Source organism: Pseudonocardia thermophila (assembly GCF_900142365.1).
Taxonomy (GTDB): domain Bacteria; phylum Actinomycetota; class Actinomycetes; order Mycobacteriales; family Pseudonocardiaceae; genus Pseudonocardia; species Pseudonocardia thermophila.
On the sequence record NZ_FRAP01000006.1, the window covers coordinates 134348 to 157273 of the forward strand.

At 73.0% G+C, this 22926-nt stretch carries 25 protein-coding genes, 2 tRNA genes and 1 other RNA gene; 10 read left to right on the plus strand and 18 right to left on the minus strand.

Annotated elements, in window-relative coordinates:
• The first annotated feature begins 13 nt into the window (after nt 1-13).
• Nucleotides 14-1000: an endonuclease/exonuclease/phosphatase family protein gene (locus tag BUE41_RS09880; protein ID WP_073456730.1), complete on the plus strand. Its 987-nt coding sequence runs from the start codon at nt 14-16 to the stop codon at nt 998-1000.
• 23 nt (nt 1001-1023) lie between these two features.
• On the opposite strand, the gene BUE41_RS09885 is transcribed toward BUE41_RS09880, so the two are convergent.
• On the minus strand, nt 1024-1389 hold the full coding sequence (locus BUE41_RS09885) for a hypothetical protein (RefSeq protein WP_073456731.1): 366 nt from the start codon (nt 1387-1389) through the stop codon (nt 1024-1026).
• Nucleotides 1390-1446: 57 nt separating this feature from the next.
• Nucleotides 1447-2304 carry a helix-turn-helix transcriptional regulator gene (locus BUE41_RS09890; protein ID WP_234997128.1) on the minus strand — a complete coding sequence of 286 codons (858 nt, stop codon included), beginning with the start codon at nt 2302-2304 and terminating at the stop codon, nt 1447-1449.
• Nucleotides 2305-2407: 103 nt separating this feature from the next.
• Here BUE41_RS09890 and BUE41_RS09895 point away from each other — a divergent pair, with 103 nt between their 5' ends.
• On the plus strand, nt 2408-3280 hold the full coding sequence (locus BUE41_RS09895; RefSeq protein ID WP_073456732.1) for an aldo/keto reductase family oxidoreductase: 873 nt from the start codon (nt 2408-2410) through the stop codon (nt 3278-3280).
• A gap of 109 nt (nt 3281-3389) precedes the next feature.
• Here the strand turns inward: BUE41_RS09895 and BUE41_RS09900 are convergent, their stop codons facing one another.
• The 4 genes from BUE41_RS09900 to BUE41_RS09915 form a co-directional block, all read right to left on the minus strand.
• Nucleotides 3390-4352: a ketopantoate reductase family protein gene (locus BUE41_RS09900; protein ID WP_073456733.1), complete on the minus strand. Its 963-nt coding sequence runs from the start codon at nt 4350-4352 to the stop codon at nt 3390-3392.
• Nucleotides 4349-5416 carry an aspartate-semialdehyde dehydrogenase gene (locus BUE41_RS09905; protein WP_073456734.1) on the minus strand — a complete coding sequence of 356 codons (1068 nt, stop codon included), beginning with the start codon at nt 5414-5416 and terminating at the stop codon, nt 4349-4351. Before BUE41_RS09905 ends, BUE41_RS09900 begins: the two co-directional genes overlap by 4 nt.
• On the minus strand, nt 5413-6678 hold the full coding sequence (locus BUE41_RS09910) for an aspartate kinase (RefSeq protein WP_073456735.1): 1266 nt from the start codon (nt 6676-6678) through the stop codon (nt 5413-5415). The genes BUE41_RS09905 and BUE41_RS09910 overlap by 4 nt, the downstream gene beginning before the upstream one ends.
• 171 nt (nt 6679-6849) lie before the next feature.
• Complete coding sequence (locus BUE41_RS09915) at nt 6850-7152, minus strand: hypothetical protein (RefSeq protein WP_073456858.1); 303 nt, start codon at nt 7150-7152, stop codon at nt 6850-6852.
• A 387-nt stretch (nt 7153-7539) separates the two neighbouring features.
• Here BUE41_RS09915 and leuA point away from each other — a divergent pair, with 387 nt between their 5' ends.
• Nucleotides 7540-9225, plus strand: a complete 1686-nt coding sequence (leuA, locus tag BUE41_RS09920; RefSeq protein ID WP_234997130.1) for a 2-isopropylmalate synthase — start codon at nt 7540-7542, stop codon at nt 9223-9225.
• A gap of 75 nt (nt 9226-9300) precedes the next feature.
• Here the strand turns inward: leuA and BUE41_RS09925 are convergent, their stop codons facing one another.
• The 3 genes from BUE41_RS09925 to BUE41_RS09935 are packed head-to-tail and all read right to left on the minus strand — an operon-like array spanning nt 9301 to nt 11063.
• Complete coding sequence (locus tag BUE41_RS09925; protein WP_143172071.1) at nt 9301-9921, minus strand: hypothetical protein; 621 nt, start codon at nt 9919-9921, stop codon at nt 9301-9303.
• A 12-nt stretch (nt 9922-9933) separates the two neighbouring features.
• Nucleotides 9934-10125 (minus strand): DUF397 domain-containing protein, encoded by a 192-nt coding sequence (locus BUE41_RS09930; RefSeq protein WP_073456737.1) that lies wholly within the window; start codon nt 10123-10125, stop codon nt 9934-9936.
• Nucleotides 10122-11063 (minus strand): helix-turn-helix domain-containing protein, encoded by a 942-nt coding sequence (locus BUE41_RS09935; protein ID WP_084754682.1) that lies wholly within the window; start codon nt 11061-11063, stop codon nt 10122-10124. The genes BUE41_RS09930 and BUE41_RS09935 overlap by 4 nt, the downstream gene beginning before the upstream one ends.
• A gap of 180 nt (nt 11064-11243) precedes the next feature.
• Here BUE41_RS09935 and BUE41_RS09940 point away from each other — a divergent pair, with 180 nt between their 5' ends.
• Complete coding sequence (locus BUE41_RS09940; protein ID WP_143172072.1) at nt 11244-11453, plus strand: hypothetical protein; 210 nt, start codon at nt 11244-11246, stop codon at nt 11451-11453.
• 47 nt (nt 11454-11500) lie between these two features.
• Here BUE41_RS09940 and recR read toward each other — a convergent pair whose 3' ends face one another.
• A complete protein-coding gene (recR, locus tag BUE41_RS09945) occupies nt 11501-12118 on the minus strand; it encodes a recombination mediator RecR (protein WP_073456740.1) in 618 nt (205 codons plus the stop codon).
• 3 nt (nt 12119-12121) lie between these two features.
• A complete protein-coding gene (locus BUE41_RS09950; RefSeq protein WP_234997155.1) occupies nt 12122-12430 on the minus strand; it encodes a YbaB/EbfC family nucleoid-associated protein in 309 nt (102 codons plus the stop codon).
• Between the two features lie 103 nt (nt 12431-12533).
• On the opposite strand from BUE41_RS09950, the gene BUE41_RS09955 reads away from it, so the two are divergent.
• Nucleotides 12534-13322: an N-acetylmuramoyl-L-alanine amidase gene (locus BUE41_RS09955; RefSeq protein ID WP_084754683.1), complete on the plus strand. Its 789-nt coding sequence runs from the start codon at nt 12534-12536 to the stop codon at nt 13320-13322.
• Here the strand turns inward: BUE41_RS09955 and BUE41_RS09960 are convergent, their stop codons facing one another.
• The 3 genes from BUE41_RS09960 to ffs form a co-directional block, all read right to left on the minus strand.
• Entirely contained in the window at nt 13323-15377 is a 2055-nt protein-coding gene (locus tag BUE41_RS09960; protein ID WP_073456742.1) for a DNA polymerase III subunit gamma and tau, read from the minus strand.
• Between the two features lie 87 nt (nt 15378-15464).
• Nucleotides 15465-17852, minus strand: a complete 2388-nt coding sequence (locus tag BUE41_RS09965; protein ID WP_073456743.1) for a cation-translocating P-type ATPase — start codon at nt 17850-17852, stop codon at nt 15465-15467.
• Nucleotides 17853-17936: 84 nt separating this feature from the next.
• Nucleotides 17937-18031, minus strand: an RNA gene (ffs, locus tag BUE41_RS09970) — signal recognition particle sRNA small type.
• A 54-nt stretch (nt 18032-18085) separates the two neighbouring features.
• Here ffs and BUE41_RS09975 point away from each other — a divergent pair.
• Together BUE41_RS09975 and BUE41_RS09980 are read left to right on the plus strand one after the other, a co-directional pair.
• A tRNA-Ser gene (locus BUE41_RS09975) sits at nt 18086-18173 on the plus strand.
• A 233-nt stretch (nt 18174-18406) separates the two neighbouring features.
• The gene (locus BUE41_RS09980; RefSeq protein WP_073456744.1) at nt 18407-19447 is read left to right on the plus strand and encodes an isopenicillin N synthase family dioxygenase; all 1041 of its coding nucleotides are present in this window, start codon (nt 18407-18409) and stop codon (nt 19445-19447) included.
• A gap of 135 nt (nt 19448-19582) precedes the next feature.
• Here the strand turns inward: BUE41_RS09980 and BUE41_RS09985 are convergent, their stop codons facing one another.
• Together BUE41_RS09985 and BUE41_RS09990 are read right to left on the minus strand one after the other, a co-directional pair.
• Complete coding sequence (locus BUE41_RS09985) at nt 19583-19915, minus strand: YnfA family protein (RefSeq protein WP_073456745.1); 333 nt, start codon at nt 19913-19915, stop codon at nt 19583-19585.
• A 10-nt stretch (nt 19916-19925) separates the two neighbouring features.
• The gene (locus tag BUE41_RS09990; RefSeq protein WP_073456746.1) at nt 19926-20375 is read right to left on the minus strand and encodes a phosphatase domain-containing protein; all 450 of its coding nucleotides are present in this window, start codon (nt 20373-20375) and stop codon (nt 19926-19928) included.
• Between the two features lie 43 nt (nt 20376-20418).
• On the opposite strand from BUE41_RS09990, the gene BUE41_RS09995 reads away from it, so the two are divergent.
• Nucleotides 20419-20643 (plus strand): SGNH/GDSL hydrolase family protein, encoded by a 225-nt coding sequence (locus tag BUE41_RS09995; protein WP_143172074.1) that lies wholly within the window; start codon nt 20419-20421, stop codon nt 20641-20643.
• A 578-nt stretch (nt 20644-21221) separates the two neighbouring features.
• Nucleotides 21222-21446: a PLD nuclease N-terminal domain-containing protein gene (locus BUE41_RS10005; RefSeq protein ID WP_073456749.1), complete on the plus strand. Its 225-nt coding sequence runs from the start codon at nt 21222-21224 to the stop codon at nt 21444-21446.
• Here BUE41_RS10005 and BUE41_RS10010 read toward each other — a convergent pair.
• Nucleotides 21413-21727, minus strand: a complete 315-nt coding sequence (locus BUE41_RS10010; protein WP_200803836.1) for a hypothetical protein — start codon at nt 21725-21727, stop codon at nt 21413-21415. The genes BUE41_RS10005 and BUE41_RS10010 overlap by 34 nt on opposite strands.
• Nucleotides 21728-21891: 164 nt before the next feature.
• Nucleotides 21892-21979 (minus strand) — tRNA-Ser (locus BUE41_RS10015).
• 64 nt (nt 21980-22043) lie between these two features.
• Between BUE41_RS10015 and BUE41_RS10020 the strand changes: the two genes are divergently transcribed.
• Nucleotides 22044-22904, plus strand: a complete 861-nt coding sequence (locus tag BUE41_RS10020) for an ABC transporter substrate-binding protein (RefSeq protein ID WP_234997131.1) — start codon at nt 22044-22046, stop codon at nt 22902-22904.
• Nucleotides 22905-22926: the final 22 nt, after the last annotated feature.

Consider the following 22926-nt stretch of genomic DNA (forward strand, 5'->3'; position numbering starts at 1 on the left):
TAGCGTCACGGGCGTGACCGACGTGGCCGAGGTGACCGCGCCGACCGAGCGCCCCCTGCGCCGACGGCCACGGTTCGGTCTCGCGGTCGTGTGGACGGTCGCGCTGGCCGTCGTCGTGCTTCCTGATCTGTTCGGCAGCCTGGACAGCTACGCACCGTTCACGCAGGTCGTGGCGTTCCGGCCGTGGCTGGCGGCCGCGACGGCCGGGCTCGCGGTGCTGCTCGGCGTGATCACGGTGTTCCGCCGCAGGGCATGGCCGGTGCTCGTCGGCACGCTCGTCGTGGCCCTCACCGCCGGGTTCGGCGTGCTGCCGCGGGCGATCGCCGGACCGGTCGCGACCGAGGGCCGGCCGCTCACCGTGATGGCTGCGAACGTGCTGCGCGGCAACGCCGATCCGCAGGCGCTCGCCGCCGCGATCCGCGAGACCGGCCCGGACGTCGTCGCGCTGCCGGAGGCGGGCGAGCGCTTCGGCCGGCGCATCCGCCCGCTGGTGGCGCCGCTGGGCTACCGCGTGATCGAGTCCGCCGGGACGGTCGGGGTGCTGGTGCACGAGCGGCTCGGCGACGTCGCCGTCGCGGTGGGCGACGAGGCCGGGCTGGAGCGGCCCGTGGCCCTCTCCGGGGCGGGGCTCGGCGACGTCACCGTCGTCGCGTACCACGCGGCGTCCCCGGTGCGGGGGCGGATGGCGGCGTGGCGAGCCGATCTCGCGATGCTGTCGCGCTGGTGCGGCGGCGAGGGGCGCGCCGTCGTCCTGGGCGACCTGAACGCCACCCTCGACCACTCGGCGCTGCGCGCGGGTGCCGCGGGCTGCACGGACGCTGCGGCGGCCCTGGGGGCAGGGCTCGTCCCGACGTGGGGGCCGAGCGCCGCCGCCCGGGCCCTCGGCCCGCAGATCGACCACGTCCTCGCGACCGCCGGCATCGACCCGGCCGCGTTCGAGGTGCGCGATCTAGCGGGCAGCGATCACCGCATCGTGGTGGCGCGGCTGCTGGTCCGCTGATCGGGCGGCCCGCCTCCCGAACGCTAGAGCCGTCCCCACCGGCCAAGCATGATCACGACCGCAACGATCCCCAGAAGGAGGCCGATCAAGCCCGGTTTCTGACCGCTTCGGCCCTCCTTGCGGGACTGCGCCTCGCCGATCAGCCCGGCCACGATCGCGACCGGCCCCAGGAGGATCGGCAGGATCACCATCGCCAACAACCCGCTGGCCAGAGCGATGTACGCCGCGACGTTGACGGCTGGCTCCGGCGCTGCCGGCGCAGGGACGGGCGGTGGCGCCCAGCGCTGCTGCGGAACAACGGCGAACGGGACGGTGGGGAGATCTTCCGGCCTGCGGGCCCGGTGAGGGACCGAGCTTTCGTAGCCCGAGCCGGAGGAAGCGGGAGGCATGCCCGGTACGTCTGGTTGAACCGCGAGGTCGTTACGGGCGGACGAGGGCCGCTGCCGTCAGTGCCGCCCGGACTCCACCGCGGTACGCGACCGCGCCGGATCCGCGACCAGCGAGCCGAGCAGGGCGAGCCGGTCGGCGTCCGCCGTCCCCGGCTCGGCGTGGTGGGCGATGATCTCGATGCCGTCGGTCCCGTCGACCTGCAGCTTGGCCATCCACAGCCGCATCTCCCCGACCTGTGGATGGACGACCCGGACGCTCTTGCTCTGCGGCTGCCGCACGTCGTGGCGGGCCCAGGACCGGCGGAACTCCTCGCTCGCCAGCGAGAGCTCGCCGACGAGCTGCACGGCGCGCGGATCGTCGACGTCGGGCCCGAGCTTGTTGCGGTAGGTCGCGACCAGGTGGGGTGCGCAGTGCACCCAGTCCGGGTAGAGGGCGTGCTGGGCGGGGTCGAGGAAGAGCGAGCGCATCCGGTTCTCGCCGACCCGCATGGCCGGGTCGAGCGCGGTCGCGAGCGCGTTGGCGGCGAGCACGTCGAGGTGGGTGTCCACCGCGATCGCGGGCACGCCGATCACCTCCAGCAGCTGCGCGGTCTGCGGCGGCACGACCGGGCGACGTGGGCGGCGCCGCCGGGCGCGCGGCCGCGACGCAGCCAGCTCGTGCAGATAGGCGGTGGCGGTGTCGTCGAGCCGCAGCACGCGGGCGAGCGCGTCCAGGACCTGCGGCGACGGGTTGCGGTCGCGGCCCTGTTCGAGCCGAAGGTAGTACTCGGCGCTGATGCCGGCGAGCATGGCCACCTCCTCGCGGCGCAGCCCCGGCACCCGGCGGACGCCGTGCACCGGCAGGCCGACGCTCTCCGGCGTCACCAGCTCCCGGCGGGCCCGCAGATACGCCCCGAGCCGGTTCTCCTCGCGCACGACCACCACGGTAAACCGCGGCAGCGCGGGTGTTCCTGTCCCTGCGAGTACCAGTGACGCCGGGGACCTGGGTAGGCGCTCGGGCGCCGCGCACAGTGGCGGCATGGGCACGTCGACCACCACCCTCCCCGGCGGCACGTGGACGCTGGGCGACCTGGCCGTCACCCGCTTCGGGTACGGCGCGATGCAGCTCGCGGGCCCGGGCGTCATGGGCCCGCCCGCCGACCGCGACGGCGCCCTCGCGGTCCTGCGCGAGGTCGCCGACCTGGGCATCACCCACATCGACACGGCCGACGCCTACGGCCCGGTGATCACCAACGAGCTGATCCGCGCGGCCCTGCACCCTTACCCGCAGGGCCTGGTCATCGCGACGAAGGTCGGCGCGGTCCGCGACGCGCAGGGCGGCTGGCCGGTCGCGCGGCGCCCCGAGGACGTGCGCAAGGCCGTGCACGACAACCTCGACCACCTCGGACTCGACGTGCTCGACCTGGTCAACCTCCGGGTCGGCGACGTCGCCGGGCGCAGGGAGGAGCCGATCGCCGAGGCGTTCGAGACGCTGGCCGAGCTCCAGCAGCACGGGCTCATCCGGCATCTCGGGATGAGCAACGCGACCCCGGCGCAGATCGCCGAGGCGCAGTCGATCGCGCCGATCGTGTGCGTGCAGAACCACTACAACCTCGCCCACCGCGAGGACGACGAGCTGATCGACCGGCTCGCCGAGCAGGGGATCGCCTACGTGCCGTACTTCCCGCTCGGCGGGTTCACACCGCTGCAGTCCGCGACGCTCGAGGCCGTGGCTGCGCGGCTCGGGGCGGCACCGATGGGGGTCGCGCTCGCGTGGCTGCTGCAGCGGTCGCCGAACATCCTGCTGATCCCCGGCACGTCGTCGGTGGCGCACCTGCGGGAGAACATCGCCGGCGCCGGCCTCACCCTCTCCCCGGACGACCTGGCGGAGCTGGACACGATCGGCCGCTGAGCTCCCCGGGCTCCTCCGCGTCGAGAACGAGGTCGTGGTCGAGCGAATCGATTCGAATTCGCCACGACTTCATTCTCGACGCAACCGGCCTCCGCAGACCTGAGCGCGATCAGGAGGCCACCGCGCGGGCGGCCGCGGCGAGCAGGTCCGCCGCGCGGCGGGTGCCCGGCGGTTCGCCGGCCGCGGCCATCTCGGTCACGGTCGCCAGCAGCACCGCGTTCACCGGTGTGGGCACACCGTGCCGGGCGCCGAGGCGGACGATCTCGCCGTTGAGGTGGTCGACCTCCACCGAACCGGAGCCGCGGCGGAGGCTCTGCCGGGTCGAGCTGCCCTCGCGCTCGCGCCCGCCTACCGGCACGATCCGCAGGTCCCCGCGGTGCTGTTCGTCCTCGGCCCGGCTCACGATCGGGATCCCGGCAGCCGCGATCACCTGTTCTCCCTCCCGGCACGCCGCACGCAGCAGCTCGCGCAGATCGGGATCGTCGGGAGCGCAGGCCGCGTCAGCGGCGTTGGTGAGGTTGCGGATGAGCTTCCGGTACTTCCACCGCATCACGTCCGGCACGGCCCGGCTGCGGAACCCGGCCGCCCGCAGGTCGGCAGCGATCTGCTCGGCCCGCGCGTCGACTCCCTCCGGCCAGCGGCCCACGTCGAGCAGACCCGGCGCCGGGGTGAACGCGTCCACCACCACGCCCGGCTCGACGATCTCCCCGGGCAGCACCACGCACACGCCGTAGACGGCGGTGAACCCGGCCTCGTGCGCCCACCGCTCGTTGGCGACGCCGTTCTGCGCGCACACCACCGGCACGTCCCGCGGCACGCCGGCGAGCGCGCCCGCGGTGTCCTGCGACTTCACGCACACCAGCGCGACGTCACCGGGCCGCCAGTCCGCGGCCGCCGCGGCCGGGACCGGGATCGCGCGGGACCGACCCGGCTCCTCCAGCCGCAGGCCGCGCGCGACCAGCGCCTCCAGGTGCGCGCCGCGCGCGACCAGCAGCACGTCGAAGCCCGCTTCGAACAGCCGGCCGCCGATCGTGGCACCGACCCCGCCGGCGCCCACGACGACGTACCTCACAGCGTCCGCGCGACTTCCTCGGCGATCTCGTACGTGTTCAGCGCGGCACCCTTGCGCAGGTTGTCGCCGCACAGGAACAGGTCGAGGGTGCGCGGGAAGTCCAGCGCCTGCCGGATCCGGCCCACCCACGTCGGGTCACCGCCCACCGCGTCGGCCGGGGTCGGCCACTCCCCCGCGGCCGGGTCGTCGCGCAGCACGATCGTCGGCTGCGCGGCGAGCACCTTGTGCGCGGCCTCGACGGTGACCTCGCGCTGGAACGTGGCGTGCACGGCCAGCGAGTGCGTGGTGACGACCGGGACGCGCACGCAGGTCGCGGACACCTTCAGGTCCGGGATGCCGAGGATCTTGCGGGACTCGTTGCGGACCTTCAGCTCCTCCGACGACCAGCCGTCGTCCTTGAGCGAGCCCGCCCACGGCACGACGTTGAGCGCCAGCGGCGCCGGGAACGGCGAGTCGGCCGGATCGAGCCCGGCCTCGGCGAGCGCCTCGGCGACGTCGCCGCCGCGGTTGCCCACCTGCTTGCCGGCGACGGCGGCGAGCTCGGCGTAAAGCCGGTCGACGCCGCCCTGCCCGGCCCCGGACGCGGCCTGGTACGACGCCACGACCAGCGCCTCCAGGCCGAACTCGCGGTGCAGCGCGCCCATCGCGGCCATCATCGACAGCGTCGTGCAGTTGGGGTTCGCGATGATCCCCTTGGGTCGCTCGGTGACCTTCTCCGCGTTGACCTCGGGCACCACCAGCGGCACGTCCGGGTCCATGCGGAACGCGCCCGAGTTGTCGACGGCGACGGCGCCGCGCGCGGCCGCGATCGGCGCCCATTCGGCGCTGACCTCGTCGGGCACGTCGAACATCGCGATGTCGACGCCGTCGAAGACCTCCGGCGCCAGCGCCCGCACCGTGATGTCCTGACCGCGGACCTGCAGCACCTTGCCCGCCGAGCGGGGCGAGGCGATGAGCCGGATGTCCGACCACGGCACCGACTCGCGCCCGTTGATGATGTCGATCATCGTGGTGCCGACGGCACCGGTGGCCCCGACGATCGCCAGTACCGGCCCGGCGCTCATCGCCCGGTCCCCGCGTGCACGACGGCCGGCTCGTCGCCGCCCAGCTCGAACGCGTCGTGCAGCGCCTTCACCGCGGTGTCGAGCTGCTCGACCCGGCAGATCACCGAGATGCGGATCTCCGAGGTGTTCATCGTCTCGATGTTGATCCCGGCGTTGGAGAGCGCCTCGCAGAAAGTCGCGGTGACCCCGGGGTGGTTGCGCATCCCGGCGCCGACCAGCGAGACCTTGCCGACCTGGTCGTCGTGGATGACCTCGCCGAACCCGATCTCCGGCTGCACCGCCTCGAGCGCCGCCACCGCCTTCGGGCCGTCGACCTTGGGCAGCGTGAACGTGATGTCGGTGCGCCGCTCCGAGCTGCGGCTGACGTTCTGCAGCACCATGTCGATGTTGATCTCGGCGTCGGCCAGCGTGCGGAAGATGCGCGCCGCCATACCCGGGGTGTCCGGGACGTCGGTGACGGTGATCTTCGCCTCGGACCGGTCGTGCGCGACCCCGGTGATGATCGCGTTCTCCAAGGGGATCTCCTCGATCGAGCCGGTGACGAGCGAACCCGGCTTGTCGGTGTACGAGCTGCGCACGCGCAGCGGGACGTTGTAGCGGCGGGCGTACTCGACGGCGCGCAGGTGCAGGATCTTCGCCCCGCACGCGGCCATCTCGAGCATCTCCTCGTAGGTGATCGTGTCGAGCAGCTGCGCGTCGGGCACGATCCGCGGGTCCGCCGTGTAGACGCCGTCGACGTCGGAGTAGATCTCGCAGACGTCGGCCTCCAGCGCGGCGGCGAGCGCGACCGCGGTGGTGTCGGAGCCGCCGCGGCCGAGCGTGGTCACGTCCTTGGTGTCCTGCGAGACGCCCTGGAACCCGGCGACCAGCACGATCGAGCCCTCGTCGAGGGCGTCGCGCAGCCGGTGCGGGTTGACCTGCACGATCCGCGCGTCGCCGTGCTTGCCGGTGGTGACCATCCCGGCCTGGGAGCCGGTGAACGAGCGCGCCTCCACGCCGAGGGCGTGGATGGCCATGGCCAGCAGCGCGTTCGAGATCCGCTCCCCCGCGGTGAGGAGCATGTCCAGCTCGCGCGGCGGCGGGGACGGGGAGACCTGCTCGGCGAGATCGATCAAGTCGTCCGTGGTGTCGCCCATCGCGGAGGCGACCACGACGACGTCGTGGCCCTCTTTGTGCGTGCGGACGATCCGTTCGGCGACCTTCTTGATGCGATCCGCATCCGAGACCGATGATCCGCCGTACTTCTGCACGACGAGGGCCACCGCCGACCTCCTGCACTGGCGCGATGTGGGGTTGTGCGCCGTCGATTACGTGGGCGCCGTGTGAGGCGCTGGTCGGGTCGTCAGCCTACCCGGGACAGCAGATGGCGCAGTGCGGATTGAGCCAGACCACACGCAGGGCTTCGTCACCCCGCCGACCGCACCCCGACCACCTCAGCCCAGCCGGCGCACCAGCCGCACGACCACCGCCGTGATGAGGAACCAGATCGCGGCGGCGATCCCGTAGTTGAGGATCACCGACAGCTTGGCCTCGCTGTACTGGAACAGGTTCGACAGTCCCAGGTCGAACGTGTCCGCCAGCTCCGCGACGGTCTGGGCGAACGTGTTCGCCGGGTTGGCCTCCAGCACGACGAGCAGGATGTGCACCACGAGCACCGCGACGATCAGCAGGCCGACGATGCGGAGGAGGCCGGCGAACATGTCGATGCCCCGCCTGGCCGTGGTGCCGACTGCCATGACGTTCTCCTCGAGGCGCAACGACCTGGTCAGGCCCATCCTGGCATGATCGCGGGACGGACGCCGACCGAAGCCACATCCGCTGATCGGGTGACGTCCGTGCGGGGGTGGGTTGCGTGGCCGCGCGGGGATGGGTCTACCCTCGGCTCCGTGCGCGACATCTGGGGTGCTCTTCTCCTTCGCCGCCGCGGCGGGGTCTGACCGACCGGCCCCTCGTCGCGGGTTCAGGCGTGCGCCGGTCGAAGTCCCTGATCGGCACACAAGAAGGAGCCAATCCCCGTGAACCCGCCCGACGCATTCGTATCCGCCGCCAACAGCCGTCTGCGCAAGCCCTCCGGCCCCGTCCCGGCCGATCAGCCGGCGTGGAACCGCCAACGCGGCTCCCATATGCCGATCCACCGGTACAAGCCGTTCCACGAGCTGGTCCAGCCGATCTCGCTGCCGGACCGCACCTGGCCGGACAAGCGCATCACCACGGCGCCGCTGTGGTGTGCGGTCGACCTGCGTGACGGCAACCAGGCGCTGATCGACCCGATGAGCCCGACGCGCAAGCGGCGCATGTTCGACCTGCTGGTGCGCATGGGCTTCAAGGAGATCGAGGTCGGCTTCCCGGCGGCGAGCCAGACCGACTACGACTTCGTCCGCGAGATCATCGAGGACGACGCGATCCCGGACGACGTCACGATCCAGGTCCTGACGCAGGCCCGCCCCGAGCTCATCGAGCGCACCTTCGAGGCCTGCGAGGGCGCACCGCGCGCGATCGTCCACCTGTACAACTCGACGTCGATCCTGCAGCGGCGGGTCGTGTTCCGGCAGGACAAGCCGGGCATCACCAAGATCGCGACCGACGGCGCGGAGGACGTGCTGCGGTTCAGCGAGAAGTACCCGAACACCGAGTGGCGGTTCGAGTACTCGCCCGAGTCCTACACGGGCACGGAGCTGGAGTACGCCGTCGAGGTGTGCAACGCGGTCAGCGCGATCTGGCAGCCGACCCCCGAATCGCCGATGATCGTGAACCTGCCGGCGACGGTGGAGATGGCCACACCGAACGTGTACGCCGACTCCATCGAGTGGATGAGCCGGCATCTGGAGCGCCGCGACGCGCTGATCCTGTCGCTGCACCCGCACAACGACCGCGGCACCGCGGTCGCGGCGGCCGAGCTGGGCTACATGGCCGGCGCGGACCGCATCGAGGGCTGCCTGTTCGGCAACGGCGAGCGCACCGGCAACGTCGACCTGGTGACCCTGGGCATGAACCTGTTCACCCAGGGCATCGACCCGCAGATCGACTTCTCCGACATCGACGAGATCCGGCGCACGGTCGAGTACTGCAACCAGCTGCCCGTCCACGAGCGTCACCCGTGGGGCGGCGACCTGGTCTACACCGCGTTCTCCGGTAGCCACCAGGACGCCATCAACAAGGGCTTCGACGCGATGCGTGCGGCGGCCGAGGAAGCCGGCGTCGACGTCGACGAGTTCCCGTGGGAGGTCCCGTACCTGCCGGTCGACCCGAAGGACATCGGCCGCACGTACGAGGCCGTGATCCGGGTGAACTCGCAGTCCGGCAAGGGCGGCGTCGCCTACGTCATGAAGACCGAGCACCAGTTCGACCTGCCGCGCCGGCTGCAGATCGAGTTCTCGCGGGTGATCCAGGAGATCACCGACAGCGAAGGCGGCGAGGTCACGCCCAAGGAGATGCGGGACATCTTCGAGACGGAGTACCTGACCCGCCAGACCCCGCTCAAGCTGATCCGCCACCGCCTGACCAGCGACGGCGAGGGCACCGACGAGATCGTGGCCACCGTGCGGGTGGAGAACGAGCTGCACGAGATCGTCGGCAGCGGCAACGGCCCGGTCGCGGCGTTCGTCGACGCGCTGGCCAGCATCGGCTACGACGTCCGGGTGCTCGACTACCAGGAGCACGCGATGTCCTCCGGTGACGACGCCCGGGCCGCGGCCTACGTGGAGTGCACCATCGAGGACCGCGTGCTGTGGGGCGTGGGCGTCGACTCCTCGATCGTGACCGCGAGCTTGAAGGCCGTCATCTCGGCCGTGAACCGCGTGATGCGCTGAGGGCTTCGTCGACGAACGGCACTTTCGTGAGCACCATTGCTCACGGGAGTGCCGTTCGTTGCTCTCGGGCCGGGGTCAGCCCTCAGCCGCCCGTTCCCGGCCCTCGGCGAAGAACGCGGCCAGCACGCGGTGGTCGGCCACCTGCTCCATCGTGCGCACCGCCCCGAACGGCACGTTCCAGAACTCCCCCTCGCGCGGCGTCCACGGTCCCACGTAGGCGTACGGGTGCGGGATCGCGCTGTCGCCGGGCGACACGCCGTAGTTGACGCCGTCGAGCGAGATGGCCAGGTCGAAGTGCTCCGGCCACAGCACGGGGCTGATGTCGGGCGCGAACGTGCGCAGCGCGGAGTCGCCGCGGGCGAACCACTCGGCGATCAGGCCCGCGGCCGCCTCCTCGACGACGAGCTCGTCGTCCGGGCCGAGGTCGGCGCCGTCGTGGTAGAGCCCCTCGGGTGCGCCGACCTCGACGCCAGCGGCCTCGGCGAGCGCGCGGCAGGTGCCGGCCAGCGGACTGCGCCCGCCGGGCCGGACCAGGTCGGTGCCCTCCACCCGCAGCGACGAGCGGACGGCGCCGAAGCCGCCGGGGGTGGCCTGCAGCCGGATCGTCCCGACCGCGCGGTACTGCGGGCCGGCGATCACCAGTTCGGCCACCGCGTGCAGGGACCGGCGAGTGCGTGTGATCCGCGCGTCGTCCACGGGGCGATGGTCTCAGCTCGGCAGGTCGAACTCACCCGCCGCGGCGCCGGCGAGGAACGCTGCCCACGCCTGCGCCGAGCACTCCTGCTCCACGGCCCGGGCGGGATCCTTGGTGTCGCGCACGACGGCGGACCCGTCGTCGCGCAGACCCACCTCGACACATGCTCCGCTGCAGCAGAAGCTGCTGACCCGGTACGTGGTCACGCCGGTCGACCCTCCGCGTAGGACTCGTGGATGTCTCGGAAACGATCGATCTCGGCCAAGGATGCGGTCGCGTCGAGCGAAGCGAGGAGCAGCTCGCCGAACACGGCGCGGTACTCCTCCACATCGCCGGGTCCGTCGAGGTGGGTCAGCCCGGTGTGCCCCTCCAGGTAGGCGACGTCGCTACCGGCCCCGGGCAGGAACTCGATCACGCCGAACGCGCCGGCGTGCCCGCGCCGCGCACCCCCGGCGAAGGGCAGGACCCGCACGCTGACGTTCGGCCGGCGCGCCATCACCAACAGGTGCTGCAGCTGCTCGGCCATGATCGCGGGCGACCCGACCACGCGGTGCAGCACCGACTCGTCCAGCACGAGCACCAGCTCCAGCGGCGAGTCGGCGCGCAGCAGCGCCTCCTGCCGGCGCCTGCGCAGCTCGACGAGCCGGTCGATTTCCCCGTCGTGCTCGACCCGGCCGGTCGCGGCGAGCACGGCCCTGGCGTAGTCGGGGGTCTGGAGCAGGCCGTGCACCCACACGATCTCGAACGCGCTCACGCGCAGCGCGTCGGACTCCAGGGCGGCGTGCCGGGCACTCAGGTCCACGACCGTGTCGTGCGGCAGCCCGTCCAGCAGCGGCTCCCACCAGCCGTGCTCCCGGCTGTCGTGCACGAGCCGCAGCAGCATCTCCTGCTCGGTGTCGGACGTGACCCCGTAGATGCGGATCAACTCCCGCACGTCGGGGAGCTTCGGGATGCCCTTGCCGGTCTCCAACCGCGAGATCTTCGACGTCGAGCAGGTCAGCTGGGCCGCGACCTCGTCGAGCGTCAGTCCGGCGCGGGTGCGCAACCGACGCAGCTCGGCACCCAGCCGACGCCGGGAACCGAGGGGAGACCGGGAAGTGGGCATTGCTCCGTCCGGGGCGCTCGGGCAGCTCTGCAATTGCATGATGCATCTGCGTCAGGCAATCTCATCACCAGGCGCGGTGTAACGGAAGTCACCACGCCGCACCTGCCTTCGCCTCGGCGCCGCTGGGCCAACCCCATCCGGCGCCGCTCGCCCACAACGGGGCACCACGGACGTCCGGCAACCGCCGGTCGGCAACAGGGGGAAGGGAGGGTGATCGAGATGATCACCTACTTCGCGATCGGGATCGGGTTCCTGGTCGTCGTCGCCGTGGTCGTCGGGATCGTCGACGCGGCACAGGCGGCTCGCTGGCGCCGGATCGCCCGCGAGCGGCGCGAGCGCTGGGAAGCCCGCCAGCGCCGCCTGCACGCGTACTCCGGCCGCTCCGGGTTCACCGAGTACGACGACTACGACGAGGAGGACGAGGACTGATGCCTCGCCCCCTCAGCGCTCCGATCCGGTCGTCGCGCGCCTGAGCGCTACAGGGCGCGGCGGCCGGAGAGGGCGCGCCCGAGCGTGAGCTCGTCGGCGAACTCCAGGTCGCCCCCCATCGGCAGGCCCGACGCCAGCCGGGTCACCGTCAGCCCGGGGAAATCGCGCAGCAGCCGCACCAGGTAGGTCGCCGTCGCCTCACCCTCGGTGTTGGGATCGGTCGCGATGATCACTTCGGCGATCTCGGTCTCGTCCGCCGCCGGGCCGGTACCGCCGAGGCGGGACAGCAACTCCTTGATCCGCAGCGCCTCCGGGCCGATCCCAGCCAGCGGGTCCAGCGCGCCGCCCAGCACGTGGTAGCGGCCCTTGAACTCACGGGTGCGCTCCACCGCGAGGACGTCCTTGGGCTCCTCGACGACGCACAGGATCGTCGGGTCGCGCCGCGGGTCCGCGCAGTAGCGGCACCGCTGCTTCTCCGAGACGTTGCCGCAGACCTCGCAGAACACCACGCCCTGCTTCACGCGCTGCAGCGCGTCCTGCAGGCGCGTCACGTCGGCCGGATCGGCGGCGAGGAGGTGGAACGCGATCCGCTGCGCGCTCTTCGGTCCCACACCGGGCAGCCGCCCCAGCTCGTCGATCAGATCCTGGACCGGTCCTTCGAACACCGCTCAGCCCAGACCGGGGAACCCACCACCGAGTGCGCTGGCCAGCGGTCCCATCTTCTGCTGCTGCAGCTCGGCCGCCTTGCGCGCCGCGTCCTGGAACGCGCCGACGACGAGGTCCTGCAGCGTCTCGACGTCCTCGGGATCGACCACCTTCGGGTCGATCGCCACCGAACGCACCTCCTGCGCAGCGGTCATCGTGACCGTGACGAGCCCGTTGCCCGCCTGCCCGGTCACCTCCGCCTCCGCCAGCTCCGCCTGAGCGGCCAGCAGCTGCTGCTGCATGACCTGCGCCTGCTGCAGGATCGCCTGCATGTCGGGCCCACCCGGTTGCACCTGCGGTCTCCCTCACCCTCGTCACCGGGACGCGTGCGCGCACCGGACTCCGCCGTCAGGGTAGCCGTGCGAGGGTGGTGACGTGCGTCGTACCACCCACCGACCGCTGCTGGCGGCGATCGCGGTGACCTGTGCGGTGGCGTGCACCGGCGCCGCACCCGCCCCGGCGCCCGCCGGTGCACCGGCCGCGCTCACACCGACCGCCGCCGCGCCCGCCCCCGCCGAGCAGCGGGTGGTCGTGCTCGATCCCGGCCACAACGGGGGCAACTACGCCGCCCGCGCCGAGATCCGCCGGCAGGTGCCTGACGGCCGCGGCGGCACCAAGGCGTGCAACACCGTGGGCACCCAGACCGACGCCGGGTACCCCGAGCACGCGTTCACCTTCGACGTCGTGAAGCGCATCGAGGCCCGGTTGGTCGCCGCGGGGGTCACGGTGGTGCTGACCCGGCAGGACGACACCGGCGTCGGGCCGTGCGTCGACCAGCGGGCGGCCGCCGCCGAAGCGGCCGACGCCGACCTGCTCGTGTCGGTGCACGCCGACGGGGCCGCCCCGGCCGGGCACGGCTTCCACGTCGCCCACGCCGATCCGCCGACGGACCCGGCGCTGGGCGGCCCATCGGTGGCGCTGGCCACCGCACTGCGCGACGCGCTACGAGACGCCGGGTTCCCCACGTCGACCTACCTCGGCGCGGATGGGCTGATCGGGCGAGGCGACCTCGCCGGGCTCAACCTCGCCCGCCGCCCGGCCGCGCTGGTGGAGTGCGCGAACATGCGCAACCCGGCCGAGGCCGCGGTGCTGTCCACGCCGGAAGGCCGCGAGCGCTACGCCGCGGCCATCGCCACCGGGATCCTGGCCTTCCTACCCCGCTGATCAGCGCGGATCGATCGGCTGCGCGCCGAGGGTGCTCGACAGCAGCCGCAGCGCCTGCTCCTCCGGACCGTCGCGCTCCGGCGGGGGCATGTCGGGCGGGGCGGCCTCGTCGGTCAGCGGATCGACTGCGTACTCGTCGTCCTCCGGCGGCTCCTCGTCCTCCGGGGGCTCCGGCGGGGGCGGCACGTCGTCGACGGGCTCCGGCGGCGGGGGCGGCGGGGCAGGGCGCTGCGGCTGCGACGCAGCCGGTGGCGGGACCGGCCGGTGCTGCGGCGGCTCGGAGCGCGGCGGCGTCTGCCGCGCAGCGGCAGACGACCGCGTCGCGGCCGGGCCGTCCCCGGCCTCGCAGCGGACCCGCCAGCGCACGCCCAGCACCTCGTACAGCGCCGCGGAGACGATGTCGGCGTTGCGGCTCTCGGACAGCCGCCGGGCGAGCGACGGCGCCCCGATGGAGAGCACCAGCTCGTCACCGTTCACCGCGCGCACGGTGGCGTTGACCAGCATCGCCTCGATGCTGCGGCTGCGGGTGCGCGCGGCGGCCAGCACCTGCGACCACGCGCGGCGCACCGCGGCGGCGTCGAGTTCGGAGCCGCCACCCGGCGCCGGGGGCTGAGCAGGCGCGGCCTCGACCGCCGCAGGCGGAGCCGCCGGCCGCTGCGGGGGTGCGGCGACGGTTCGCTCCACGGGCCGCTCGGCAGGCCGGGACGACGGCGGCGCGGCCGGTCGCTCCGGTGCCCGCGGCGGCGCGGCCGCGGTCGGTTCGGCCGGCGGCGGTGCGACCGGTGCGGGGGGCGGTGCGGCCTGCTCGGGTGCGCTCTGGCTCGACCTGCGGAAGGTCCGCTTGCCCGGCACCCCGGCGTCGGCGCCCGCGTCCGCGGCGGTGGCCGGGCCCGCAGCGACGCTGCGCCGCTCCAACCGCTCGATCCGCTCCAGCAGCCCAGCCTCGGTCGGGGACGCCGCGGGCAGCAGCATCCGGGCGCAGAGCAGCTCCAGCAGCAGCCGCGGCGCGGTCGCCCCGCGCATCTCGATCAGGCCGGTGTGCAGGATCTCGCAGTAGCGGGTGAGCGTGGCGGTGCCGAGCGCGTCGGCCTGCTCGACCATGCGCGCCAGCTCGTCCTCGGCGACGTCGACCAGCCCGCGCGCGGCGGCGTCCGGCACGGATTGCAGCAGCAGCACGTCGCGCAGGCGCTGCAAGAGGTCGGAGGCGAACCGACGGGGATCGTGGCCGGCCTCGACGACCCGGTCGACGGTCTCGAACACGGCGGCGCGGTCGCCGGCCGCCAGCGCGTCGACGATGTCGTCGATGAGCGCCCGGTCGGTGACACCGAGCAGCGCCACGGCCCGCTCGTAGGTGACGCCCTCCGGGCCGGCACCGGCGACCAGCTGGTCGAGCACCGATAGCGTGTCGCGGGCGGAGCCGCCGCCCGCGCGCACCACCAGCGGGTAGACGGTCGGTTCGACCTGCACGCCCTCCTCGGCGCAGATGCGCTCCATGAGCCTGCGCAGCGTGCCGGGCGGGATGAGCCGGAACGGGTAGTGGTGGGTGCGCGACCGGATGGTGGGCAGCACCTTCTCCGGCTCGGTGGTCGCGAACACGAAGACCAGGTGCTCCGGCGGCTCCTCCACGATCTTCAGCAGGGCGTTGAAGCCCTGCGTGGTGATCATGTGGGCCTCGTCGACGATGAACACCCGGTAGCGCGACTCGGCCGGCGCGAAGAACGCCCGGTCGCGCAGCTCGCGGGTGTCGTCGACACCGCCGTGGGAGGCCGCGTCGAGCTCGGTGACGTCGATGTTGCCCGGCCCGCCCGGCGCGAGCGAGATGCACGAGCGGCACTTCCCGCACGGATCGGGGGTGGGCCCCTGCTCGCAGTTCAGCGAGCGCGCGAGGATCCGCGCGCTGGAGGTCTTCCCGCACCCGCGTGGCCCGCTGAACAGGTAGGCGTGGTTGATGCGGCCGGACTCCAGCGCGGTGCGCAGCGGTTCCGTGACGTGTTCCTGCCCGACGACCTCGGCGAACTTCGCCGGGCGGTACTTGCGGTACAGCGCCAGCGCCATGTCTGTCCGCCCCGTCTCCCGCGTCTTCTCATCGGCCCTGTCGGGAGGCTACCCACCGGCTGCGCGGCGGCGTCCGCCCACCCGCGGCTACCTGCGGACGAGCCCGCGGTCGGCCCCACGACCGACGCCGCGGTCGACGAGGTAGTACGCCACCTCGACGAGCGCGGCCGCGACCACCGCCACGACGAGCGCGGTCGTCACCGTGGGGACGTGGCCGGTGTCGAGCTGCCAGAAGTCGCGCCCGAAGAACAGGGGCACGGTCGCCGCCCAGGTGAACGCGCCGATCGAGGCGCAGATCATCACGATCTTCCACCAGGCGTACGGGCGCGCCACGACCGCGAGCACCCACACCGCCACCAGGTAGAGCGTCACGACGGCAGCGGTGCTCTGCTGGATCGGGGTGGCCGTGGTGTCGGCCCTGGCGAGCAGGTAGGTGGTCACCGTGGCCGCGCCCGCGACCAGCCCGGACGGCACGGCCAGCCGCAGCACCCGGCGCACGAACCCGGTGCGGGCCCGCTCGTGGTTGGGCGCGAGCGCCAGGAAGAACGCCGGGATGCCGATGGTGAGCGAGCCGATCAGCGTCAGGTGCCGCGGCAGGAACGGGAACGGCACGGCGATGAGCCCGATCGCGATCGCCAGGAACACCGAGTAGACGGTCTTGGTGAGGAACAGGTTCGCGACCCGCTCGATGTTGCCGATGACCCGCCGGCCCTCGGCGACGACGTGCGGCAGCGTCGCGAACGAGTTGTCCAGCAGCACGATCTGCGCCACCGCGCGGGTGGCCGGGCTGCCCGAGCCCATGGCCACGCCGATGTCGGCGTCCTTGAGCGCGAGCACGTCGTTGACGCCGTCGCCGGTCATCGCGACGGTGTGCCCGCGTGCCTGCAGCGCTCCGACCATGTCGCGCTTCTGCGAGGGCGTGACGCGGCCGAACACCGTGCCGTTCTCCAGCGCGTCGGCCAGCCCGTCCCGCTCGGCGGGCAGCTTGCGGGCGTCGACGGGGGCGTCGGCGCGCGGCAGGCGCAGCGACTGCGCGACCGCGCCGACCGAGCGCGCGTTGTCACCCGAGATCACCTTGACCTCGACGTCCTGCTCGGCGAAGAAGGCCAGCGTGCCGGCCGCCTCGGGACGGATCCGCTGCTCCAGCACCACGAGCGCGGCCGGGACGGCGGTGGTCAGGTCGATGGCGGGGTCGACGGTGGCCGCGACCCGCACCAAGAGCAGCACGCGCAGACCGCCCGCGCCCGCCTCCTCGGCGGCCAGCCGCTCCGGGGTGTCGTCGGGGAGCAGCACGTCGGGGGCGCCGAGGATCCAGTGCTGCGGGCCGTCGGGCGAGGTGAAGCTCGCGCCGCTCCACTTGCGCGCCGAGGAGAACGGCACGGTCGCGGTGACCGTCCAGCCCGGGTCGGGGCAGCGTTCCCCGACGGCAGCGAGGCTGGCGTTGGGCCGCGGATCGGCCGCGCACAGGGCGCCGAGCACACAGCGCAGCTGCGCCTCGTCGTGGCCGCCGAACGGGCGCACCTCGGCCAGCCGCATGCCGTTCTCGGTGAGCGTGCCGGTCTTGTCGGCGCACACCACGTCGACGCGGGCGAGGCCCTCGATCGCGGGCAGCTCCTGCACCAGGCACTGGCGGCGGCCGAGCCGCACGACGCCGACCGCGAACGCGATGCTCGTGAGCAGCACCAGCCCCTCGGGCACCATCGGCACGAGCGCAGCGACCATGCCGACCAGGGCTTCCCTGATGTCCGACCCCTGGGTGCGGATCTGGCTCCAGATGATCAGGATCGCGGCCGGGATCAGCAGGTACTGGATGACCTTGAGGATCGTGTTGATGCCGTTGCGCAGCTCGGAGTTCACCAACGTGAACCGGCTGGCCTCCTCCGCCAGCTGCGCGGCGTAGGCCTCGCGGCCGACCTTCGTGGCCCGCTGGGCGCCGGTGCCGACGGTGACGAAGCTGCCGGAGAGCAGCTGGTCGCCGACCTGCTTGTGCACCGGGTCGGACTCGCCGGTGAGCAGCGATTCGTCGACCTCCAGGCCGTCGGCGGCGACCACCACCCCGTCGACGACGATCTTGTCGCCGGGGCCGAGGTCGATGATGTCGTCGAGCACGACGCCGCTGGGGGCGAGCTCCACCACCTCGCCGTCGCGGCGCACCCGCGGGCGGGCCTCACCGACGATCGCCAGGCGCTCCAGGGTCCGCTTGGCCCGCAGCTCCTGCACGATGCCGATCAGCGTGTTGATGATGATGACGAAGCCGAACAGGCCGTCGCGGATGTCACCGACGACGAGGATGATCGCGAACAGGACGCCGACGATCGCGTTGAAGCGGGTCAGGACGTTGGCCCGGACGATCTCGCCGACGGTGCGGCTGGTGCGCGCGGGTACGTCGTTCGTCTGCCCCGCGGCGACCCGCTGCGCCACCTCCGCCGCGGTCAGCCCGCGGAGGACGTCGACGCGCTGCTCAGTTGTGGCCACGGCCCCGGAGGGTACGCAGTCGGGGTGTACGGCCGTCAGTCGCTATCGGGGTAGGAACACCTGACCGTGGGATCGGCCCCGGACGTGAGGGGACCCCGCGCACCCGCCAGAGCCCGCTGACCCTTGCTGCCTTCCGGCCCTGGGGGAGTTCACAGGATGGACGCCGCGCGGGGTCCGGGGTTCAGTGTAGTGGGGTCGCAAGCCGCGCGAGGCACCCGGCTATGCTCATCCGCGGAGGATTCGCCTAGTGGCCTAGGGCGCACGCTTGGAAAGCGTGTTGGGAGCAATCCCTCAGGGGTTCGAATCCCCTATCCTCCGCCAGGTCGGGCGGGGTGCCGCGGATCGCGGCACCGCCCGTCGGCTCCTCTCGACCAGCCCGCCAGGTTCACCCGGTCGGCGCAGGCTCTGCTGGTCGGCCCTCGCCGAGCCGAAACCACGCGGAAACCTCCGGCGCGTACGGTCGCCACGGCCCGAGTTCAACGAAGCACGGCCAGCTCCTGGCCGGGAGAGCGGACACCTCCGGGCGCACCACCGTCTGCACCGAAGGAGCCGTCGTGACCACGTTCCAGGTCCCCGTCGTCGACATCAGCCCCTACACCCGCGGCGGCACCGCTGAGGAGCGCGCGGCCGTCGCCACCGCCGTGGACGCCGCCTGCCGTGAGGTCGAGTTCATCCAGGTCCTCGGCCACGGGATCCCGCCGGAGCGGGTCACGGGCCTCACGGAGGCGATGGACGCGTTCTTCGCGCTGCCCCTCGAGACCAAGCTGCGGTGGCGCCGGCCAGCGGCGGAGAACCGCGGCTACACCCCGCCCGAGAGCGAAGACCTCGCGCTGAGCGCCGGCGTCGCGTCCGCGGCGCGGATGAAGGACTTCTTCGAGGCGTTCAACGTCGGCACCGCGGTCTCCGACCACCCGGGCGTGGACCTGCTGGCGCACCACTACGCCGAGAACACCTGGCCCGACGTGCCCGGGTTCCGCGAGCGGGTGAACGCCTGGCGGGCCGAGGCCGGGCGGGTCGCCCGCACGATGGTCACGATCTTCGAGGACGCCCTCGGCCTGGCCCGCGGCACGATCGCGGGCCTCGCCACCCATCCGATCGAGGTCCTGCGGATGAACGACTACGCCCTGCCCGAGGGCACCCGCGTCGAGGTCGGCGAGGACCTCACCGGCATGGGCGAGCACACCGACTTCGGCATCGTCACGGTCCTGTGGGCCGACCAGGAGAAGGGCCTGCAGGTGCTGCACCGCGAGCGCTGGCACGACGTCAGCCCGGTCGACGGGGCGCTGCTGATCAACCTCGGCGACCTGACCACCCGGCTCACCAACGAGCAGTGGCTCTCCACGCTGCACCGGGTGAAGCCGCCCGTCGTGGGCGGCACGATCCGGCGGCGGCGCTCGGCGGCGTACTTCTTCGACGGCGACGCCGAGGCCGTCGTCGGACCCCTCGACGCGTTCGTCGACGACGAGCATCCCCGCCTCTACACCGACGTCACCGTCGCCGAGCACATCGCGGCCAAGCTGGCGGGGTCCCGTGCGGGCGTGCTCAACACCGCGGCCGAGCGGGAGGCCGCCCGAGTGCTCTCAGCCGGGCACTGACCGGTTCCCCGGGCGGCGACGCTCGGCCGGCGCAGCCCGTCCGGCGGACGCGTGCGCATCCTCGGCCGACTGGCTGCACCAGCGCCGCGGACCACCCGCCGAACGTCAGTCATGATCGACCTCACACGTCACACGTCAGCCGCGGGGCGCGTACATGATCACGGCGACGCCGATGAGGCAGATCAGCGCGCCGATGTAGTCGAACCGGTCGGGCTCGAAGCCGTCGACGACGATCCCCCACAGCAGCGAGCCGGCCACGAACACCCCGCCGTACGCGGCGAGGATGCGGCCGAAGTTCGGGTCCGGCTGCAGGGTGGCGGCGAAGCCGTAGAGGCCGAGCGCCACGATCCCGGCGCCGATCCACAGCAGCCCGCGGTGCTCCCGCACGCCCTGCCACACCAGCCAGGCGCCGCCGATCTCGGCGAGCGCGGCCAGCACGAACAGCGCGACCGATCGGACGACGTCCACGGCCGGGAGCCTACGGAGACGAGGGAGCTGCGCCGACGGCCTTCGCGAACCGCAGCACCCAGCGGCGCTGGAACGGCGTCTCGACGGCGCGGCGGCGGTAGACCGCCCGGGTCCACGCCACCGCGTCGGTGGCGGGATGCCCGGCGAGCACGGCCATGCAGGCGATCGCGGTGCCCGTCCGTCCCGTGCCGCCACCGCAGGTGATCTCGACGCGGTGGCCGGCCCGCGCGGCCTCGTACGCGGTGCGGATCGAGGCGACGGCGGCGTCGAGGTCGCGCGGTACCCGGAAGTCGGGCCAGTCGATCCGCTCCACCGGCCAGTCGGGCAGCGGGTGTGGGCCGGGATCGCCCAGGAACAGGCCCAGCTCGGGGAGCGGGCCACCGGGCAGCGGTTCCCGCCGGCCCCGACCGCGCACCGGCGTTCCGTCGGGGAGCCTGATCGCACCGGCCAGGACGTTCACGGTTCCATCAAACCGGAGATATCAAACCGGAGATGATGTCCCCGTGGGCGTACGGGTGACGGTGCTCGGCGATTCCTACGTCCCCGGGGTGGGTGATCCGGCGCACCTCGGCTGGGTGGGCCGGGTCGCCGCGGCCGGGCCGCAGCCCGTGACCGTCGACAACCTCGGCGTCCGCGGCGACACCGGTGCCGACGTAGCGGCCCGCTGGGCGCGGGAGGTCGCGCGCCGGGCACCCGGCTGCGACGACGGCTGGTGCCCACGGTCGTGATCAACGACACCGCGATGGTCGGCGACGCGTGCCGCGTCGGCGCCGCGGAGAGCGTCACGCACCTGCGCACGATCCTCGTCGGCGCCGCCCGGGCCGGACTGACGACGCTGGTCGTCGATCGCCGCCGGTGGCCGAGGCCGACCACGTCGCGCGCACGCGCCGGCACGCGGCCGCCTGCGCGGCGCTCGAGGTCCCGTTCGTCGACGTCGTCGACGGGTTGGCCGCCGATCCCGCCTGGACGGCCGAGGTGGCCACGGGCGACGGGGCGCAGCGGGGTGCGCCGCGTACGCCCGGCTGGTGCTGCCGGCCTGGCGGAGCTGGCTCGAGCGCGGACGGCCGAGCTCACCCGCCGCGCCGGTACGTGATCGCGGGGCAGACCTCCGCCCACCCCGGGGCGCAGCGTCGATCAGCGTGCGGCCGGCGTCGCGGCCGGATCGTCCTCGGGTGCGGTGGTCCTCGGCCGCCTGGTGGTCGAAGTCCTGCCGGATGCCGTGCACCGCTCCGGCCGCTCTGCGCCGGCCGGCACGTTCGGCTGATCAGCGGCGTCCGCCCCGTCGACGCGGTGGGAGGATCGGCCCATGACACGCAAGGTTCGCTGGGCCGACATGACGGGACGGCAGCGCGCCGCGGCGGTCGTCGTCGCCGGGGTGCAGTTCGGGCTCCTGGCCGCGGCGCTGGTCGACATCGCCCGTCGCGACCCGGCGGAGATCAACGGCTCGAAGCTGCGCTGGGCGCTGATCTGCCTGGTGAACTTCGTGGGGCCGGTCCTCTACTTCGCGCGCGGCCGCCGTCGCGCGAGCTGATCGCGCCCCGAGAGCCACCCGCCGGCCACCGCCGCAGCCTGCGCGGCGAGGCCGTCGAGCACCACCGTGTGCCCCGGCGGGACCTGCGCGTCGACGACGACCCGGCCGTCTGCTGCGGACACGTCGAAGGCGAAGAACGAGCAGCAGCTGCTCTCCCGGGCGGCCAGCTCCCGGGCCCGCTCGGCGACACCGCCCGATTCGGCCAGCACCAGCCGCAGCCGGGTCGGTGCCGGCCGGTCGATCGCGACCGCCGACCGGAACAGTTCGTCGAACTCCGCCACCCGCAGCGGTTGCTCGGCGGTCGGCAGCCGGCAGGCCGCAGGAACCCAGGTCCGTCCATCCCACCAACGCTAGGCCCGCCCACCGGGCCCGGGTTTCGATGTCGCCCACGTCACAGTGACCGAACGCCAGAACGCCGGGCCCCACACGGAGACCCGGCGTCCAGTGGCGGTAGCGGTGGGATTTGAACCCACGGATGCTTGCACATCACGCGCTTTCGAGGCGCGCTCCTTCGGCCGCTCGGACACGCTACCGCCAACAAGTCTACAAGAGGCCCCTCACGCTCCTCCGCCCGGGCGGACGCGCCAGAATGCGCTGGTGAACCGCCGCGCCCGCCTCGTCGTCGCCCTCCTCGCCGCCGTGCTCGGCACCGCGCTCGCCGCCTGCGCCCCCGTCCCGGAGCCCGAGCCCGCCGACTCCGCCGCCGGCTGCCCGAAGGGGGACCTGCCCACCCTCACCCCGGGTGTGCTCACCATCGCGACCGATCAACCGGCGTACGAGCCGTGGTTCACCGACGACGACCCGACCACGGGCAAGGGCTTCGAGAGCGCGCTGGCCTACGCGATCGCGAACGAGCTCGGCTACGGCAAGGACCGGGTCAGCTGGGTGCGGGTGCCGTTCAACGCGGCGATCCAGCCGGGGCCGAAGTCGTTCGACTTCAACCTCAACCAGTTCTCGATCAGCGAGGAGCGGCGCGCGGCCGTCGACTTCTCCTCGCCCTACTACGACGTCAAGCAGACCGTGATCACGATCGCCGGCAGCCCCGTCGCGGACGCGACGACGATCGCGGAGCTCAAGCGGGCGCGGCTGGGCGCACAGGTCGGCACGACGAGCCTGGACGCGCTCAACGAGCAGATCGCGCCGACCACCAAACCCGCTGTGTACAGCACCAACGACGACGCCAAGCTGGCCCTGCAGAACGGGCAGATCGACGGCATCGTCGTCGACCTGCCGACCGCCTTCTACATCACGTCCGCGGAGCTGGAGAACGGCAAGATCGTCGGGCAGCTGCCCGCATCGCCGGGCACGCCGGAGCAGTTCGGCGCGGTGCTGCACAAGGGCAGCCCGCTCACCGGCTGCGTGTCGGCCGCGGTCGACCGACTGCGCACGTCCGGCGCGCTGGCCGCGCTGGAGAAGCAGTGGCTGGCGTCCGCAGGAACGGCCCCCGAGCTGCGGTGACCCGGGAGTGCCTACCGAGGGA